Genomic DNA, 18,462 nt, shown 5'->3' on the forward strand with positions numbered 1-18,462 from the left:
GCGTGCCCGGCGACGCCTCAATGCGGTACGGCCACCACGTTGTTCAACCGCGTCACTTCCTCACCGCCATCGGCCAACCCGATGCGCACGCGCAGTCCGCTGCGGTCACCGGCCGGCAACGGCAACGACACCACCGCTGTCTTCGGCCGCAGGTCGGTCGGCGCGGGCAGCGCCGGCACACCGGTGCGCGCGATCTCCCGGCCGCGTGCATCCTCCAGCACCGCGATTCCCGCGCTGCTGCCGACGTGGCCCAGGCTGTGCACGGTCACGTGCAGCTGGCGACCATCCACTCGCACGTCGCCACGCCCGACGCCGAGGTCCGGTCGCGTTTCCACTGGCGTGCCGGCGGTGATCCGCTCGAACTCGAACACTTCGGTGCGTCCCGGGCGGAACTGCATCGGTACCGACGCACTGGTTTCCAACTGCACGGTGCGTTCGGCCGGGGTGCCGTCAATGCGGCCATCGCCGTCGGCATCCACGCCACTGCGCACGCGCCAGGTGCCGCTGGCGACGTTCCAGCCGGTCATGTCGGCGCCGATGGCGCGCGTGCCCAGGTTGTAGCTGGTGATGGTGAAGCGCTCGCGTGAGGGCGCATGCACCAGCAGCGCGACCTGTTCAGCGGCACCCTCATGATCGAAGCGCCAACTGACGGTGTGGCCGGGCCAGCTCTGGTTGCGCTTGAGCGCGATACCGCCCAGGCGCGCGCGCTGCAGGAACTCGCTCGGCGCGTCCACGCGATCGGACCACCAGTGGCCTTCGGTGTTCATGTAGGCGCGCTGCACCTTGGCCTGCCGCCCGTCGGCATGCAGCGCGTCGATGTACGCCCTGTCGCCGGTGGCCTGCCAGGCCATCAGGCTGGCGAATCCAGTCTTGCCGGCGTCGGCCTCGGCGGTCAGCAGGGGATACCACGCCTGCTGCCGGCCCAGCACCTCCACGAAGTTCTCGCCCAGGTTGGCCAGCGCCCCCGGCCCCCCCCGGGCCGCACGATAGTCCAGTGCCTGCAGGTACTTCGCATCCCCGGTCCAGCGCCACGCGGCCCAGAAGGTGTGCATCGTGTCGCCGGCACCCGAGCCATCGTTCAGCTCGCCGCCACGGGTGGCCCCGGTGGCCCAGTGGATCTCGTTGGGCAGGGTGAAGCGGCCCTTGCCGTCCTGGCCCGCATGGGCCAGGTAGCCATCGGCCAGTCCGATCACCAGCTTGCGGCCGGTCGGATCGGCGTTGTACTGGCCCAGCAGGAACGCCGGGTGCAGCACCGGGAACGAGTATGGCTTCTGCCACTGCCAGTTCGGTTCGCGGTAGACCTTGTTGCCGCCGAACCAGTTGCTGGAGAACAACAGATGGCCCTGCGGGTTGCGCAGGACGATGCGCTCGTCGAACGCCTTCACCGTTTCCATCAGGCGCTCCAGCGTCAGCGGGTCGCCCCAGTTGAGGTAGAGCATGGCGCTGTTGGTGTTGATGCCTTCCTCGTAGGCATGCAGCTCATCGGTCTCGATGGTGCTCAGGCCGTTGCTGAACATGCCGTTGCGGTACACAGCATCGGACAGCGCGGTCAGCGAAGCGTTCAATCGATCCGGCTGCACGCCCATCAAGGCCAGTCCCGGCCATTGCTGGGTCAGGTCGGAATCGTCGGAGATGCCACCGCCGAAGTCACCGTAGGCCACCTGGCGTTCGTCGATCCACCAGTCGACGAACTGCCGTACCTGGGCCAGGTCCTGCACCTGGTTGAACGCCCACGCCGGCACGCCCTTGGGCACGGCCGGTGTGGTGTAGGGCGGGCGGCCCTGGCTGTTGTAGCTGATGTAGTTCCAGTACAGGCGACCGAGTTCGTGGTCCGGGTCGACCCGCAGCAGGTCGCTCAGGTCTGCGTAGACGCGGGCATAGAGGCGCTGGCGCTTGGAGGTGGTGTGTTCTTCCACCAGGAAGCCCCAGTTGTCGCGCACCTGGTTGAAGCGGTCGGCCACGTGCTCCTTCAGTGCGTCGGCGCGCGGCTTGAACACCAGCCGGATCTGCGCGCCGTCGAGAGCGCTCGCGTCGAAGCCCGGCGCAGCCGAGGCGATGCTCAGCCACAGGCTGTCCGGCGTGAGGATGCGATCGCGCAGGTCCAGCCACAGCGTGCGCTCCTGCCCCGGCGGCACCGACACCGAAACATCGATCATGTCGCGCGCCGGCCAGATCGGGTCCTTGATGCGGATGTTGAATGGGATCAGCCCGTCGTGGGTGGCCGGCAGGTTCAGCGCCGGGATGTCGATGGCCACGCCATCCAGGCCGTCATGCATGTTTTCCCAGCTGTAGGCCCAGCTGCGGATCAACGGCTGGTTGGCCGGTGCATCGCCCACCCCGGAAGGGATCAGCACGTGCACGATGGGGCGCGGTTTCGCTGGCAGCGTATCGGCGCTGCGCCGGCGTGACCCGGCCCCCTTCGGCAGCGCCATCACCATGCTGCGTTCGGCGGCGGGGAAACGTCCGTCGATGTAGCGGCGCAGCGTATCCAGGTTGGTGTAGTCAGGCAGCGCGTGGCTGTCGATGATGTAGGTCTGCTTCAGCGTGCCTTCCGGCTCGGCGCCTTCGCTCACGTGGTACGCCCAGATTTCCTGGATCGGTGTCTCCTGTTCCACGTTGCTGAAACGCAGCACGCCGCCGCGCTGTGCGGCAATGTCGTCGACGCTGCGCACCACGCCGCGCGGGCGGGTGGCCAGCACGTCAGTGGCATGTTCGGCGTCGGGCCCGTGGGCCAGGGTGCCGAAGGCCGCACCACGGATCTCCACCCGATTCACCGTTTCGGTGGCCGGCAGGGTCAAGTCGAGGTGCTGGCCGCCTTCCACATAGGTGTTCCAGTCCGGCAGCTGGAAGTAGTCATTGCGGCCGGGCAGGCGCGAACGGTTGTAGACACCCGGCCAGGTGGTCTCGGCGATGCCGTCGGTGGCTTTCCACATCCACGCCTTCAGGTCGCGGGTATCGGCGAATTCGACTTTGCGGATGCGCGTGGCGGTGGCCGACAGGGCGGGGGGAGGTGCACCCTCCCAGCCGAAGCGATGGCGCCAGGCGCGCTCATCGGTGGCCGCGGCAATGGCACTGTCCACGGGCCTGCCCTGCGCAAGTGCCGCCACGGCCGCGGCGTCGAGCATGCGGTCGTAGATGCGGATGTGCTGGAAATCACTGCCTCGCAGGAAGTTGTAGCGGCTCTGCACCTGGTAGGGTGCCATCACCCGTCCGGCCAACCCGAGCTGGTCCAGTGCGGCATCGTAGTCGCCGGTGGCCTGTGCACGCGCCGCTTCACGGCCGTCGATGAACAGGCGCACACCCTGATCTTCGTCCCAGGCGAAGGCCAGGTGCAGCCACTGGTCCGCGCGTGGTGGCGTGTCCATGCGGAACGACACGCGCGTGCGTGACAGATTCGCATCGGTGACGAATGCATCGAATCCGTGGCCGTTCCAGTCGATGCGCAACCAAGCCATGTCCCAGCTGCTGTGGTCGGCATAGCCGACGCGGAAGATCACGAACGGCGCCTCACCCACCGCGTAGCGTGCGCGCCAGTCGAAGGCAAGGGTGCCACGCTGGGCAAGGATATTGCCCGGCGCATTCCACGCCAGCACGCCATCGTCCTGCCACTGGATGGCCTTGCCGCGCGCACCCGCATCGACCACGGCGACCTTGTCGCGGAAATTCGGCACCGCATCGCCCTGCGCGGTGACTGCCTGCAGGCCCTGGCTGGCATCGACGTGGAACAACAGGGCAGGTGCATCGGCGGCGGCCGTTGCGGGGCCCGCGGCCAGCGCCACGGCCAGCAGCAGGCAACGCAACACGGTCGAACGGTGCGGCATGGAGATGTTTCCTTTCAACGGGCAACGACCGGCGCAGGGCCGCCGGACCGTAGCAGGACCGCGCTGCGGCGGCACCTTGCGGCGCAACAGCCGGCGGCACGCACGCCGGTGCGCGCCGCCGGCGTCGCTCAGAACTTGTAGCGCAGGCCCAGCAGGTACTGGCGGCCGGTTTCGGTGTACTGCAACGGCAGTCGGCCGGTCAGCGGCGAGTAGACCCACTCGTCGGACGCCTCGTTGGTCAGGTTGATGCCTTCCAGGCTCAGTTCCAGCTGGTCGCTGATCTTGTAGCGGACGGAGGCATCGAACACCGTGGTGCCGGTCATGCCGTGGTAGCCATCCAGATTGAAGCCGGTCTCCTGGCCAGGGGCCTGGGTCAGGTAGTCATCGCGGTTGGTCGCCGAGATGCGGCCGGCAAACCGCTCCCCTTCGTAGAACAGCGTCGCGTTCCACGATGACTTCGACAGGCCGGTGAGATCGGTCTTCATGACCGGCTGGCCTGCCGAGTTGAGGTACTGGATCTTCGATTCCACCCAAGTGTAGTTCAGCTGTATGCCGAGGTTGGCCCACTTGCCGGGCAGGAAGGTGAAAGGCTGCGTGTAGTTGGCTTCCACGCCGTGCAGTTCGCCACCGGGCGTGTTGACCGGCTTGCTGTAGGTGAAGTCATCGCTGGCCGAGGCTCCGGTGCCCTCCAGCAGCGAGGCGGGCAGGCCGCTGTCGCTGTAGGGACGCACTTCGCGGGTGGTCTGGATGAAGCTCTCGATATCCTTGTAGAACAGGCCGATGCCGGCCATCGCGCCCTCGGCGAAGTACCATTCGAAGCCGAGATCGACATTGGTCGCGCGGATCGGATCCAGGTCAGGATTGCCGCTGGAGATGGTGCGCGCGCCGCCGGCCACAGCCACGGTCGCACCGGGCGTCAGGCTGCCCAGTCCCGGCCGGCTCATCACCTTGGCCGCGCCGAGCCGGATCAGGAAGTCCGGCGTGACTTCCGCCACCAGGTTGAACGAGGGCAGGGTGTCGTCATAGGTGCGGTTGGCCGTGGTCTGCACCGTGCCGTTGGCCAGCGTGGACAGGCCGGTGGAGGACTGCTTGGTGCGCACGTACCGCACGCCCACGTTGCCCGACAGGGGCAGGCTGCCCAGTTCGGTGGAGAACTCGCCCATCAGGTAGGCACCGCGGTCCTTTTCTTCCACGCTGCGCACATTGTTGGCACGCGGCGCCACCGCGAAGCTGCCGCTGTTGCTGTAGATGTCGAACTGCTCGGCAATCGCCCCGAGGTCGGGGACGACCCAGCTGGCGGGGCTGCCGTTGATGCCCTTCAGTCCTGCGGGCGTGGTCATGCCCGCCGGCACGACCTTCGTGCCATCGGCAAAGCCGGGTACGGCCAGCTCGCTGGCACGGCGCAGCTCGGTGGTGCTGAACGTGTAGTCCTTGGCCAGCACGCCGCCCTTCAGGCGGAAGCCCGGGCCGAGATTCCAGTTGAAGTCGATCTGGCCGGTATCGAAGTCATTGTCCACGTACTGCGGCCGCAGGCGGATTTCCGCCAGCTCCCAGCCGTTGGGGTTGGTCGGGTCGATGCCATAGTTGAGGATCGGCGCGCGGTTGTTGCCACGATAGTCGTAGCTGTAACCATCGACGTCATACTTGTCCATGATCACCGTGGTCTGCACGGGGTTCTCATGCCTGGAGCGCGAGATGCCGATCTTGCCGGACAGGGTGAAATCATCTCCGAAGCGATGCTGGCCGTTCAGTGCGATCTGCTTGAACTCGGTACTCCATTCGTCATGGCGGCTTTCGGAACGGATGTCGACATTGTCGAACTCGCCCTGGACCAGGGCGTTGTTCTCGATCACGCCGTTGCGGACCACCATGGCCGGCTTGCCGACCAGGCGCGGCGTGCCGCTGGTGCCGCGGCTGAAGGAAATCGCCTCGATGTAGTTTTCATCGCGGGTGGCATCGATCTTTGAGTACAGCGCGTCGAGCGAGATTTCAGTGGCATCGCCGGGTTTCCACTGCAGCGAGCCGGTCACGCCCAGGCGCTTCTGCTCATGCTCCATCTGCACGTAGCGCGGAAAACGCGGATGGAACACGTTGGCACCACGCGCTGCGGCGAACGGCGAAGAGGCCGCGAAATTGCCGTTGCTCGGGCCGTTGGCCCAGCGCCCGGTGTTTGAGCCTTCCTCCAGTGCCTGGCGCTCGGAGTAGGCCACCGAAAGCAGGGCGCCGAAGGTGCCATCGGCGAAGGTATTGGATACCAGCGCCGCGACCCGCGGGTCGGCCTTCTCGGCCATGGCGTTGTAGCTGGCCTGGCCACTGGCGGCGAAGGTGAAGCCCTCATAGTCGAACGGCCGCGCGGTACGCAGATCGACCGTGGCACCCAGCGAGCCTTCTTCAACGTCGGCCGAGGCGGTCTTGCGCACCAGCAGCTGCGAGAACAGGTCCGAGGCGAACACATTGAAGTCGAAGCCACGGCCGCGGTTGGTGCCACCGCTCTGGTCACCGGCGCCGACGGTGGTCAGCGCCTCCATGCCGTTGATGCGCACGCGGGTGAAATCCGGGCCCAGGCCGCGCACGGAGATGTTGCGGCCTTCGCCGGCCTCGCGGGTGATGACCACGCCCGGGATGCGCTGCAGTGATTCGGCCAGATTCAGGTCGGGGAACTTGCCGATGTCCTCGGCAACGATGGCGTCGACCACGCCGGCTTCGCCGCGCTTGATGTCCAGCGCCTTTTCAACGCTGGCGCGGTAGCCGGTGACGGTGACCGTGTCCAGATCGGTGGCGGCCTGCTGCTGGGCAGCCGCCGTGGTGGACAGGGCCAGCGCCACGCTCATCGCCAGCAAGGTAACCGGTGTCTTTTTTCCGTGGATCCGAGATTGCATGCCTTTCCCCTCTCCCAAAGGTCTGGTATCGCAGCTGTGCAGCGGAATGACACCGCTGGTCAAAGCCGACGTTAACAGCACGCCTCGAATCGGGCATCTTGCAGCGCAACAGATCCGCAATGTCTCCAAGACGCTTGCAGGACAATGGTTTCGACATGCGAACCGAGCACCCGCAGCGCAACTTCGGTCTAGAATGACACCGCTAGTCAACGCCACACCCCACGTGGTCCACAACCATGCCGCGCAGTGTCCCACGCTGGCGGCAAGCACGAAGGAGCGGAGATGGGTCGTATCGTGTGTTTCGGGGAGCTGCTGCTGCGCATGGGTGCGCCCGGCCGCGAGCTGCTGCTGCAGTCTCCGCAGTTGCAGGTGCACGTGGGCGGAGCGGAAGCCAACGTGGGTGTCTCGCTGTCCCGGCTGGGACACCAGGTCTCGATGGTCGGCGCGGTCGCAGGCAACCCGCTCGGTGCCCACGCGCTGGCAGAACTGCGCCGGCACGGCGTGGACACCCGCCACGTGCACGAGGTGCCGGGCGCTCGGATGGGGCTGTATTTCCTCACCACCGGGGCGGTCCAGCGTGCCAGCGAAGTGGTGTATGACCGCGCGGACTCGGCGTTCGCGCGCAGCACTGCGGGCGACCATGACTGGCCGGCGTTGCTGCAGGGCGCGCACTGGCTGCACCTGTCCGGGGTCAGCCCGGCACTGGGGCCGGAGGTCGCCGCAGCGACGCTGGATGCCGCACGCGCGGCGCGGCAGGCCGGGGTTCGTGTTTCCTTTGACGGCAACTTCCGCCCCAGGCTCTGGCAGCGCTGGGGGGGTGACGCCCAGGCCGTGCTGCACGAGCTGTTCGCCCAGGCCGACATCGTCTTCGCCGACCACCGTGACATGGAGGTGGTGCTGGACCGGCCGTTCACGCAACAGGAGCCGGTCGCCCGCGTCGAGGCCGCCGCCGTCGCTGCGTTCGCAGCGTTTCCACAGCTGCAGTGGATGGCGTGCACGCAGCGGCAGGTGATCAGCGTCGACCACCATGCGATGGGTGCACTATTGCTGGGCCGCGACGGAACACGCGCGCAGGCGCCCGTGCGCCAGCTGCAGGGCATCGTCGATCGCATCGGCGGTGGCGATGCCTTCGCGGCCGGCATCCTGCATGGCATCCTGTCCGGCCTTGATGCCGACGCCACTGTGCGCTTCGGCCTGGCCGCCGGGGCCCTGAAGCATTCCATCCCCGGTGATTTCAATCCTGTCAGCGAAGCTGACGTGCTGGCCCTGATGGGCGAGGAGCGATTCGATGTCCGCCGCTGATCCGCGCGTGCGCGCGGTGCTGAAACTGGCACCGGTGATTCCGGTGTATACCCCCGGCTCGGTGGAGGAGGCCGTGCAGGTCGCACAGGCGCTGTTCCGTGGTGGCCTGCCGGTAATCGAAGTCACGCTGCGCACGCCGCAGGCGATGGACGCCATCCGGGCGATGCGGGAGGCGGTACCCGATGCCGTGGTCGGTGCCGGCACCGTCCTCACGCCCGCGCAGATGCAGGCCGCCCGGGAGGCGGGCGCGCGTTTCGCCGTGTCGCCCGGCGCTACGCCGGCCCTGTATGCAGCCGCCCGCGATGCCGACCTGCCCTACCTGCCGGGCGTGGCCACCGGGTCGGAAGTGATCCTGGGCCTGGAGCACGGCCTGGATACGTTCAAATTCTTCCCTGCCGTACAGGCTGGCGGCGCCGCGCTGCTGTCGGCCTGGCACGGGCCGTTCGCCGATGTCCGCTTCTGCCCGACCGGCGGGATCAGCGTGCAGACCGCACCACAGTTCCTGCACCTGCCCAACGTGCTGTGCGTGGGCGGTTCGTGGCTGACCACCCCGGCGCTGCTGCAGACCCGCGACTGGGATGCCATCGAACGCCTGGCCCGCGAGGCCGCAGTGCTGGCCGGCTGAGGCCGCCGTTGCGTTGCACCGGGCAGCGTCGGGCACCGTCGCGCGCGCTCAGCGCGTGGCGGGCCGGCCCAGGCGCCGGTACAGCGTGCTGCGGCTGATGCCCAGCTGCTTGGCCGCCGCGGAGATGTTGCCGTCGGCGGCCTGCAGGGCCTGACGCATCACCTCCTCGGCGATATCGCGCAGCCCACCGCGGACAGCGCAGGCGCTGTCCGCGGCCGTCACCTGCGGCGACAGCGGCGTGCTCATCAGGTCCGCCGGCAGGTGTGCTGCAGTGATCGGCTCGCCGGGGTCGCTCAACGCCACCAGGGTGCGCAGGCAGGCCTGCAGCTGCCGCAGGTTGCCCGGCCAGCGCTGCCGTTGCAGCAGCTCCAGCACCTCGGCCTGCAGTACGCGGCCTTGGGCCATCGGTGCCCACAGCGCCTGCAGCACGGCGCCGCGCTCGTCCAGTTCGCGCAGGGTAGGCAGGTGCACCACATGATCGGCGATGCGGTAGTACAGGTCCGCGCGGAAGCGTCCGTCGGCCACGGCCCGCTGCAGGTCGCGGTGGCTGGCGCAGACGAGGGCGAAGTCCAGCTTTACCGGACGGCCACCGCCGAGCGGTGACAGTTCGCGTTCCTGCAGTACGCGCAGCAGTCGCGGCTGCAGGGCCAACGGCATGTCGCCGATCTCATCGAGGAACAGCACACCCCCCTGGGCCTGCCGCAGCAGGCCGGTACTGCCCTGCCGGCGCGCGCCGGTGAAGGCCCCTTCCTCGTAGCCGAACAACTCCGCTTCGATCAGCCCCTCTGGCAGGGCCGCGCAGTTCACCGCCACCAGCGGCTGGCCGGCGCGCGTACTGCGGCGGTGCAGCTCGCGCGCGAATACTTCCTTGCCGGTGCCCGTCTCCCCCTGCACCAGCACCGGCAGGCCGGCATCGAGCACGCGCACGGCCCGGTGCAACTGCTGCCGCACCGGCGTGGCCAGCACCGTGCCGGGCGCCGCCGGCACGGGAGCCACGGGGACCACGCGCGGAGCGCGTGCGGGCACGACGCTGCCGGCGCGTGCGCGGCGCTTGCTTTCACTGTGGCCGTACAGCGCGCGTCCCTGCCGGTCCAGCAGCATGCCGTCGTCGTGCAGCCGCGCGAGTGGCTGGTCGAACAGGGCCTCGTAGGAGGCGTGGCCGATGTCGTGCCGGTCCAGCCCGAACAGCCCCAGGCCAACGCGGTTGGCAGCCACCAGGCGGCCGTTGCGGAAGCCGAGCAGCGCTTCGCGCGGGCTGCCCAGCAGCAACGGCTGGGCATGCAGGTGCAGCAGTTCGCAGTCGTCCAGTCCGTCGGCAAAGTAACGGTGCTCGATCTGGTCCACGGCCTGGCGACCCAGCGCCAGCGCATGCAGATGGGCGTGGCGCGCGTCACCGGAAATGTCGAGCACGCCCACGCGCTGGCCGAAGGGATCGAAGATCGGCGTGGCCGAGCAGGTGAGGATGCCGTGCGGGGCGAAGAAATGCTCGCCGCCGCGTACCTGCAGGGCGCGGCCTTCGACGATGGCGGTGCCGATGGCATTGGTGCCGACGGTGCCTTCGTCCCAGCGCACGCCGGGCATCAGCGCGACCTGGCCGGCACGGTCCAGGAAGCTGTTGCTGCCCTCGGCATCCAGCACCCAGCCTTCCTCGTCGGTGAGCAGCACGATGCCATCACTGCTGGCCAGCGAGCCGGCCAGGCCTTCCAGCTCGGGCCGGGCCAACCGCCATAGGCGCTCGCGGCGCTGGCGCAGTTCGCGCAGGGAGGGTTCGGGCACCGGCGCCACGTCGGGCCGCGCATCCACCGACAGGCCTTGGCGCTGGCAGCGCCGCCACGACTGCAGGATGGCGTCGGGTACCACGCCAGCCGGCACTGCACCGCGCTCGAAGAAGGCACGGCGCGCGCCGCCGACGCGCTCGGGAAGAATCGGCTGGGACACCCTCTCGCTCCTTGTCGCATTCTGCGACAGCTGTTGCGGGCACTGTTTCGATTAAAAGCACATCCCGCCTTCAAGTGCCATGACGTCCGCTGGTGCGCTGCGGCATTCCGCCAAGGGACCGCCAACACTGATGCCGCCGGGCCGCGTGATGCGCCGCAGCACCGGCGGGATTGGCACGCTCGTTGCGGTAGCCGGGCAGGTCCCGGGTTGTCCGGGCCATCCAAGGAGTGCCCCCGATGAATGCCGTTGCTTCAATCCCGCCCTCGCCCTCGACCGACCCGGCCGGTCCCGGCACGCTGTTCAAACCCCGCTACGACAACTACATCGGTGGCCAGTGGGTGGCACCGCGCAGCGGCCAGTACTTCGACAACATCACGCCGATCACCGGCAGGGTGCTCACCTCGGTGGCGCGCTCCAACGCCGACGACATCGAGGCCGCGCTGGATGCGGCCCATGCCGCCAAGGAAGACTGGGGCAGGCGCTCCACCGCCGAGCGCGCCAACCTCCTCAACCGCATCGCTGACCGCATCGAGCAGAACCTGGAACTGATCGCGCGCGCCGAGACCTGGGACAACGGCAAGCCGATCCGCGAAACCCTCAACGCCGACATCCCGCTGATGGTCGACCACTTCCGCTATTTCGCAGGCGTGGTGCGCGCGCAGGAAGGCAGCCTGTCGGAGATCGACAAGGACACCGTGGCCTACCATTTCCACGAACCGCTGGGCGTGGTCGGCCAGATCATCCCGTGGAACTTCCCGTTGCTGATGGCGGCCTGGAAGCTGGCCCCGGCGCTCGCCGCCGGCAACTGCGTGGTGCTCAAGCCGGCCGAGCAGACCCCGGCCTCGATCCTGGTGCTGATGGAGATCATCGGTGACCTGCTGCCCCCGGGCGTGCTCAACATCGTCAACGGCTTTGGCCTGGAAGCAGGCAAGCCGCTGGCCAGCAGCCCACGCATCGCCAAGATCGCCTTCACCGGCGAGACCAGCACCGGCCGCCTGATCATGCAGTACGCCAGCCAGAACCTGATTCCGGTGACGCTGGAACTGGGCGGCAAGTCGCCCAACATCTTCTTCGACGACGTGATGGCCGAGGACGATGATTTCCTCGACAAGGCCGTGGAGGGCTTCGTGCTGTTCGCGCTGAACCAGGGCGAAGTGTGCACCTGCCCGTCGCGTGCGCTGGTACAGGAATCCATCTACGAGCGTTTCATGGAACGGGTGCTCAGGCGCGTGGCCGCGATCAGGCAGGGTGATCCGCTGGACCCGGACACCATGATCGGCGCACAGGCCTCCGCCGAACAGCTGGACAAGATCCTCTCCTACATCGACATCGGCAAGCAGGAAGGGGCCGAAGTGCTGATCGGTGGCGAGCAGAACACCCTGGGTGGCGACCTGGCCGGTGGTTACTACGTGAAACCCACCGTATTCAGGGGCCACAACCACATGCGCATCTTCCAGGAGGAGATCTTCGGGCCGGTGGTAGCGGTGACCACCTTCAAGACCGAGGAAGAAGCTCTGCAGATCGCCAACGACACGCTGTACGGCCTGGGTGCCGGCGTGTGGAGCCGGGACGCCTCGCGCCTCTACCGCATGGGCCGTGCCATCCAGGCCGGGCGCGTGTGGACCAACTGCTATCACGCCTACCCGGCGCACGCCGCATTCGGTGGCTACAAGCAGTCGGGCATCGGCCGCGAGAACCACCGGATGATGCTCGACCACTACCAGCAGACCAAGAACCTGCTGGTCAGCTATTCGCCGAAGAAGCTCGGCTTCTTCTGATGGATTGATCGGGATCAAGGCGCAGGCATGGGGCCGGCGCCATCCTGCCTGCAAGCGCACTACGGAGAAGCATGCATGAACAGAACCATGAAGGCCGCCGTCGTCCGTGAGTTCGGCAAGCCACTGGTCATCGAGGAAGTCGTGGTACCGCGCCCGGGGGCGGGCGAGGTGCTGGTCAGGATCGAAGCCTGTGGCGTCTGCCATACCGACCTGCACGCCGCCGAGGGCGACTGGCCGGTGAAACCGAACCCGCCATTCATCCCCGGCCACGAGGGCGTGGGGCACGTCGTGGCCGTGGGCGGCGGGGTCGGGCATGTCAAGGAAGGCGACAGGGTCGGCATCCCCTGGTTGTACTCGGCGTGTGGCCATTGCGAACACTGCCTGGGGGGCTGGGAAACGCTGTGCGAGACACAGCGCAACACCGGCTACTCGGTCAACGGCGGCTTCGCCGAGTACGCGCTGGCCGATGCCAACTATGTCGGCCTGCTTCCAAAGGAGGTGGGCTTCGTCGAGATCGCACCCGTGCTGTGCGCGGGCGTGACCGTCTACAAGGGCCTGAAGATGACCGACACCCGGCCGGGCAACTGGGTGGCGATCTCCGGCATCGGCGGGTTGGGCCACATGGCGGTGCAGTACGCCCGGGCGATGGGCCTGAATGTGGCCGCCGTGGACGTGGACGATGGCAAGCTGGCGCTGGCGCGGCGCCTGGGCGCGCAGGTCACCGTCAACGCGCGCACCACCGATCCGGCGGCATACCTGAAGAAGGAGATCGGCGGTGCGCACGGTGCGCTGGTCACCGCTGTGTCGCCGAAGGCCTTCGAGCAGGCACTGGGCATGGTCCGCCGCGGTGGCACCGTCTCGCTCAACGGCCTGCCGCCGGGCAGTTTCCCGCTGGACATCTTCGGCATGGTGCTCAACGGCATCACCGTCCGGGGCTCGATCGTCGGCACCCGCCTGGACCTGCAGGAATCGCTGCAATTCGCCGCCGAGGGCAAGGTTGCCGCAACGGTAAGCACCGATCGCCTGGAGAACATCAACGATGTGTTCGCGCGCATGCACGCGGGCACCATCGAGGGCCGCGTGGTACTTGACCTCGCTGCCTGACCGCCCGTGCATGGCCGCCGTCGCTCCGTCCTCCTCTCCCACGGACACGGCGGCCATGCCGATCTTCCCGTAGCGCCGGCCGCCCGGGCGCGCTGGCGGCCGTACAATGCGGGCATGCCTGCAACGCTCAAGACATTGTTCCTGTCCGTGGTCGCCCTGATCGGCGGCGTGCTGTCGCTTGCGCTGGTCAGCAGCGTCGCCGGTTGGTTGCCGCCGCTGCTCGGGCTGGCAACCCGTGGCGGCGCACAGCTGGGCTGGGACCTGGCCTTCAGCGTGCTGGGCGGAATCGCCGGCATTTCCTTCGCGACCTATTACGCGCCGTGCTGGCCGCGCTCGCATGGCTTCTCGATCTGGTCGCTGATTGCCCTCGGCTGCGGCTATGCCATGTGGACCGCTGGTGCGGACTTCCCGTTCTGGTTCCTCGCTTCGCTGCTGGCGTCGTTGCCGGTGCAGCTGCTGGCCGGTTGGTGGTTCGGCCGCCGCCCATCGCGCGACGCAAGGTAACGCCGCCCCTGTAGAGCCGAGCCCATGCTCGGCTGCCTGTGTCGATGTGCATGAAAGCCGAGCATGGGCTCGGCTCTAGAGGTCCATGCGCGGTAGTGTCTGCTTCAGCCGCTCGATACCCTGCCATGGGTCAGCCTTCAAACGTTCTGCCCGGGCCAGTGCCTTGTCCAGCGTGAACGCATCGGCCGCACGGGCACGCGCCAGCTCTTCCCAGCGCAGCGGCACCGCTACGCCGCCACTCTCGCGTGCGCGCAGCGACCATGAGCACACGCTGGTCGCGCCGCGCGCATTGCGCAGCCAGTCGATGAAGATCACGCCGCCGCGCTTGGCCTTGCTCATCGTCGCCACGTAACGGTCCGGCGCCTGCTGCGCCATCGCCTGCGCGAACGCTTCGCAGAAGGCCTTGGCCTGGTCCCAGCCAGCCGTGGGCAGCAGGGGCACCACCACGTGCACGCCCTTTCCGCCCGACAGGCGCACGAAGCTCTGCAGCCCGATCTCCTGCAGGCGATCACGCACATCGCGTGCACCGGCCTTGACCTGTGCCCAGCTGACACCCTCGCCCGGATCGAGGTCGAACACCAGCCGGTCCGGGTGCTCCGGATCGGCCACTGTCGCGCCCCACGGATGCAGCTCCAGGGTATTCATCTGCACCAGCTGCAGCAGCCCGCGCGCGTCGTCGATGTAGACATAGTCTTCCTGGCCCCTCTTCTGCTGCAGCGGGACGGCATGGACCGCATCGCCGAGGCCGGCGCCGTGGTGCTTCTGGAAGAAGCAAGGCCTGCCCACGCCATCCGGGCACCGCAGCAGCGACAGTGGCCGCCCGGCGATCTCGGGCAGTATCCAGCGCGCCATCCGCCGGTAGTAGTCGGCGACATCGCCCTTGCTGAGCTTCCGCTTCGGAAACACCACCCGCTCGGGATGGGTGATCTGCACTTCGCCACCGGGATCCACGTTCGCTGCGTTCACCGCCAGATCCTCCCTCTGCTTGTCGCTGCGCAGGCGCTTGAAGCTGGCCTGCCGCAGCAGCCCTTCCTTGCCCCAGCCGCGAAAGGCTACCTCGGCCACGACGACCGGCTTCACCCAGCGCACGCTGCCGGCCCGGAACGGCACATGCGCCGGCAGCTGCACCACCGGCGCCTTCACCGCCAGCGGCTGCAGTGCATCACTCAACGCGCGCAGGCCGGCATCATCGAAGCCTGTTCCAACGCGCCCCACGTAGCGCAGGCCCTCCTTGCCCGGCGTCGCCAGCAGCAGCGACCCGAAACCCACCCGCGCACCCTTGGGTGCGGTGTGGCCGACAATCACGAACTCATCGGTGTCTTCGTGCTTCACCTTCACCCAGCTGCGTGCGCGGGTGTTCACGTAGGGGGCATCGACCTGCTTGCTGACGATGCCTTCGAAGCCGGCCGCGCCACTGGCTTCGAAGACCTGCGGGCCGTGGTCGATCACGTGTTCGCTGAAGGCCAGGATGCCGGGCTTGCTGCCGAGCAGGTCCTTCAGCAATGCCTTGCGTTCAAGCAGGGCACAACGGCTGATGTCGGCGCCGGCTATCCCGGGCAGGTCGAACACGATATAGCGCAGCGGCTGCTTCGAGCTGCCGTCGATGACCCGCTGCAGCGCTGCGAAATCACTGCGTCCTTCCTTGTCCAGCACCACCAGCTCGCCGTCCAGCCGCACGTCGCGCAGCGGCAATGCCAGCACGGCCTGGGCGACCTCGGGAAAGTCGGCCGTCCAGTCCAGGCCATTGCGCGAGCGCAGCTTCACTTCGCCGTCGTGCAGCTCGGCCAGCAGCCGATAGCCATCCCACTTGATCTCGTGCAGCCAACGATCGCCATCCGGTGCACTGTCGCGGTGATCGGTCAGCTGGGGCTTGAACCCGCGCGGATACGGCGTGCCGCGCGCTCCATCCAGCCGCAACGCGCGTGCACGCCAACGCGCGTCCGCCTTGCGGGCCGGTGCACGCGCGGCCCGCGCGGCCTTGCCTGCTGCGGTCTGCGCCGGCGCGCGGGCGCGCGTGGACAGCGGCTGGTCCAGCAGGTCATCCGCCTCGGCGTCACGTGCTTCGTCGTCGTCGCGCTTGATCAGCAGCCACTGTACCTGGCGTCCCTTCATCGCCGTCCGCACCAGTTTCCAGCCACCCGCCAGGCGCTGCCCGTGCAGCACGAAGTCGATCCTGCCGGCGGCAAGCGCCTGCAAGGGATCACCGTCGCAGGCCCAGGTGCCGTGGTCGAACACATCGACATGGCCGGCGCCGTAATGGCCTTCGGGGATGTCCCCCTCGAAGCGGGCGTAGGACAGCGGGTGGTCTTCCACCTCCACCGCCAGCCGTTTCTCGCCCGGGCGCAGCGACGGGCCCTTCGGTACCGCCCAGCTCTTCAGCACGCCATCCATTTCCAGGCGGAAATCGTAGTGGCGCGAACTGGCATGGTGCAGCTGGATGACGAACGCGGGCCGGTGCCTGGGGTCGCCGGGGACAGGCATATCGTCGGGTTCGGGGGTCTGCCCCGCGCCACCGCCAAGGCGGCGCTTGCGCCGGTACTGGTGCAGCGACATGGCTCAACCCGCCCGGCGCCGGGAAGCGGCTTTCTTCGCGGCCTTCTTTGCGCTCTTCTTCACCGCCTTCCTTGCCGGTGCCTTGCGGGCCGCGCCCTTCTTCGCCGGCGTGCGTTTGTTGGCATCCAGGCTCTTCTGCAGCAATGCCATGAAGTCGACCACATTGGTGGTCGCGTCCTCGCGTGGCGCAGGCTCGTCCTCGACCCGGGTGGTACCGCCCTTGGCTTTGATGCGCTTGTTCAACACCTGCTGCAGGCGCTCGCGGAACTCATCGTGGTACTGCGACGGATCCCAATCACCTGCCATCGACTCGATCAGCTGTTCGGCCATCGCCGTTTCCTTGCTGGTGATGCGGTAATCGGACAGTTTGCCGCTGGGCAGCTTGTAGTCTTCAGGATCCACCAGTTCCTGCGGGTAGCGCAGGATCATCAACACCAGTGCGTCTTCATGCGGCATCACCGCGCAGAGGTACTCGCGCGTGCGCACCACCACGCGCGCGATGCCCACCCTGCCAGTACTGCGCAGGGTTTCGCGCAACAGCACATAGCCCTTCTCGGCCTTCTTGCCGGGCACCAGCAGGTAGGGCTTCTCGTAGTAGCGCGGGTCGATCTGCGCCGCATCCACGAAGGATTCAACTTCCACCGCCTCATGGCTTTCCGGGGCCGCCGAACGGATATCACCTTCCTCCAGCACGACATAGCTGCCCTTGTCGTACTCGTAGGCCTTGACGATGTCCTTCCAGGGGACTTCCTCGCCGGTCTCGGCATTGACCCGCTCGAAACGGATCGGTTTGCGGTCGCGCGAGTCGAGCATGCGGAACTGCAGGTCGACCTTGCGCTCGCCGGACATCAAGGACACCGGAACATTGAGCAGGCCGAAGGACAACGTGCCGGTCCAGATCGGGCGGGCCATGGATGCACCTTTGATGGGGCAGGGTGCCCAGCGTGGGCCGAAGTGCGTAAACCACCCGTGTCCGTGCCGTGCACATCAGGTGGCGCCGCCGTTTTGATGTGGAGCCGAGCCGACGCTCGGCTGCTTCACCGGCCCGGCGCTACTGCAGCAACGGCCTCACCGCCGCCGCTGGGATGTGATCCAGCGCGCGCCAGGCATCTTCCACCACCGGCCGCGCCTGCGCCCATCCCAGGCGCGACTGGCCACGCATCTGCTCCCAGTGCTCGGCCAGCTCTTCGCAGGTGTCGGCGGCGTCGCCACGCGGCCAGTCGGCTGCGTGGGTCGTCAGTGCGAAGGCATACGCCGGGCACAGGTCGCGCCAGTTTCGATGGGTCTGGCCGCGGCGTGCTTCGTAATCGCTGAGCATGTACTGCAGGTAGTCCTGCGCCACTGCCTGCGGGTCTTCATCTCGAAGCGAGCGTCGCTGCGTGGTGCGTTGCCCGAGCGGGTCGAGCAGGGCGTTGAATACGGACGGGGCGGGGCGCTCGAGACGGGGCATGGCCGGCTCCTGCAGCGGCGGGGCGGGTGGGCAGGAATACGCGCGGCGCCGTTACCGGGGGGTGAGCGAGATGTTCATGACGCCAGGTTCGCGGCGGCTTTACCTCGGAAGCGGTCTAGTGGGAGCCCCTGAGCGCAGGTACCAGACCATGAGCCGAGAGACCTCACGAGACCCGCTGCGGGAGAATCACCCGCCCGTTCCCGGCGAGCAGCGCGGCAAGCGCGATGCCGACAACGCGGACTACCGCGGCACGGGTGCACCGTTCTTCGACGCCGGGCACGCCGGTGAGCATCTACCCGTGAAGCGTGAGGCTGAACAGGCTGCCCTGGATCGCAAGGACGGCGGTGATCGCCATCGCGGCGGCCAGGAAAGCCCGCTCAAGCGCCGTGAGCGCAAGCAGCACGCCAGCGACAACCAGGACGAAGCCCTGGAGGAGACCTTCCCCGCCAGCGACCCGACCTCACCCTTCGTGCCGGCCAAGGCACCCGATTGAGGGGTCGCGCCCGGG

Annotated in this window: 12 protein-coding genes; 6 read left to right on the forward strand and 6 right to left on the reverse strand. The window is 67.9% G+C overall.

What is annotated here, in order from left to right; translation table 11 throughout:
* Nucleotides 1-17: 17 nt before the first annotated feature.
* Together A9K58_RS14965 and A9K58_RS14970 are read right to left on the reverse strand one after the other, a co-directional pair.
* On the reverse strand, nucleotides 18-3,821 hold the full coding sequence (locus tag A9K58_RS14965) for a LamG-like jellyroll fold domain-containing protein (protein WP_065200090.1): 3,804 nt from the start codon (nucleotides 3,819-3,821) through the stop codon (nucleotides 18-20).
* Nucleotides 3,822-3,949: 128 nt separating this feature from the next.
* Nucleotides 3,950-6,700: a TonB-dependent receptor gene (locus tag A9K58_RS14970; protein ID WP_065200091.1), complete on the reverse strand. Its 2,751-nt coding sequence runs from the start codon at nucleotides 6,698-6,700 to the stop codon at nucleotides 3,950-3,952.
* Between the two features lie 282 nt (nucleotides 6,701-6,982).
* Here A9K58_RS14970 and A9K58_RS14975 point away from each other — a divergent pair, with 282 nt between their 5' ends.
* Together A9K58_RS14975 and eda are read left to right on the forward strand one after the other, a co-directional pair.
* The gene (locus tag A9K58_RS14975; protein WP_081284086.1) at nucleotides 6,983-8,002 is read left to right on the forward strand and encodes a sugar kinase; all 1,020 of its coding nucleotides are present in this window, start codon (nucleotides 6,983-6,985) and stop codon (nucleotides 8,000-8,002) included.
* Complete coding sequence (gene eda, locus A9K58_RS14980; protein ID WP_065200092.1) at nucleotides 7,989-8,627, forward strand: bifunctional 4-hydroxy-2-oxoglutarate aldolase/2-dehydro-3-deoxy-phosphogluconate aldolase; 639 nt, start codon at nucleotides 7,989-7,991, stop codon at nucleotides 8,625-8,627. Before A9K58_RS14975 ends, eda begins: the two co-directional genes overlap by 14 nt.
* 48 nt (nucleotides 8,628-8,675) lie before the next feature.
* Here eda and A9K58_RS14985 read toward each other — a convergent pair whose 3' ends face one another.
* Complete coding sequence (locus tag A9K58_RS14985) at nucleotides 8,676-10,565, reverse strand: sigma-54-dependent Fis family transcriptional regulator (protein ID WP_065200093.1); 1,890 nt, start codon at nucleotides 10,563-10,565, stop codon at nucleotides 8,676-8,678.
* A 236-nt stretch (nucleotides 10,566-10,801) separates the two neighbouring features.
* Here A9K58_RS14985 and adh point away from each other — a divergent pair, with 236 nt between their 5' ends.
* The 3 genes from adh (at nucleotide 10,802) to A9K58_RS15000 (ending at nucleotide 13,951) form a co-directional block, all read left to right on the forward strand.
* The gene (gene adh / locus A9K58_RS14990; protein ID WP_065200094.1) at nucleotides 10,802-12,343 is read left to right on the forward strand and encodes an aldehyde dehydrogenase; all 1,542 of its coding nucleotides are present in this window, start codon (nucleotides 10,802-10,804) and stop codon (nucleotides 12,341-12,343) included.
* Nucleotides 12,344-12,418: 75 nt separating this feature from the next.
* Nucleotides 12,419-13,447: an alcohol dehydrogenase AdhP gene (adhP, locus tag A9K58_RS14995; RefSeq protein ID WP_065200095.1), complete on the forward strand. Its 1,029-nt coding sequence runs from the start codon at nucleotides 12,419-12,421 to the stop codon at nucleotides 13,445-13,447.
* 114 nt (nucleotides 13,448-13,561) lie between these two features.
* The gene (locus tag A9K58_RS15000; RefSeq protein WP_065200096.1) at nucleotides 13,562-13,951 is read left to right on the forward strand and encodes a hypothetical protein; all 390 of its coding nucleotides are present in this window, start codon (nucleotides 13,562-13,564) and stop codon (nucleotides 13,949-13,951) included.
* Between the two features lie 75 nt (nucleotides 13,952-14,026).
* Here A9K58_RS15000 and ligD read toward each other — a convergent pair whose 3' ends face one another.
* The 3 genes from ligD to A9K58_RS15015 all read right to left on the reverse strand — a co-directional run bounded on the left by ligD (nucleotide 14,027) and on the right by A9K58_RS15015 (nucleotide 17,954).
* Nucleotides 14,027-16,504 (reverse strand): DNA ligase D, encoded by a 2,478-nt coding sequence (gene ligD, locus A9K58_RS15005; protein ID WP_065200097.1) that lies wholly within the window; start codon nucleotides 16,502-16,504, stop codon nucleotides 14,027-14,029.
* 3 nt (nucleotides 16,505-16,507) lie between these two features.
* Nucleotides 16,508-17,416, reverse strand: coding sequence for a non-homologous end joining protein Ku (gene ku / locus A9K58_RS15010; protein WP_065200098.1), 909 nt, complete (start codon nucleotides 17,414-17,416; stop codon nucleotides 16,508-16,510).
* 139 nt (nucleotides 17,417-17,555) lie between these two features.
* Nucleotides 17,556-17,954 (reverse strand): hypothetical protein, encoded by a 399-nt coding sequence (locus tag A9K58_RS15015; protein WP_065200099.1) that lies wholly within the window; start codon nucleotides 17,952-17,954, stop codon nucleotides 17,556-17,558.
* Nucleotides 17,955-18,102: 148 nt separating this feature from the next.
* Here A9K58_RS15015 and A9K58_RS15020 point away from each other — a divergent pair, with 148 nt between their 5' ends.
* Nucleotides 18,103-18,447, forward strand: coding sequence for a hypothetical protein (locus tag A9K58_RS15020; RefSeq protein WP_065200100.1), 345 nt, complete (start codon nucleotides 18,103-18,105; stop codon nucleotides 18,445-18,447).
* Nucleotides 18,448-18,462 lie beyond the last annotated feature (15 nt).

Origin of the sequence: Stenotrophomonas maltophilia (assembly GCF_001676385.1) — a bacterium.
GTDB lineage: Bacteria > Pseudomonadota > Gammaproteobacteria > Xanthomonadales > Xanthomonadaceae > Stenotrophomonas > Stenotrophomonas maltophilia_J.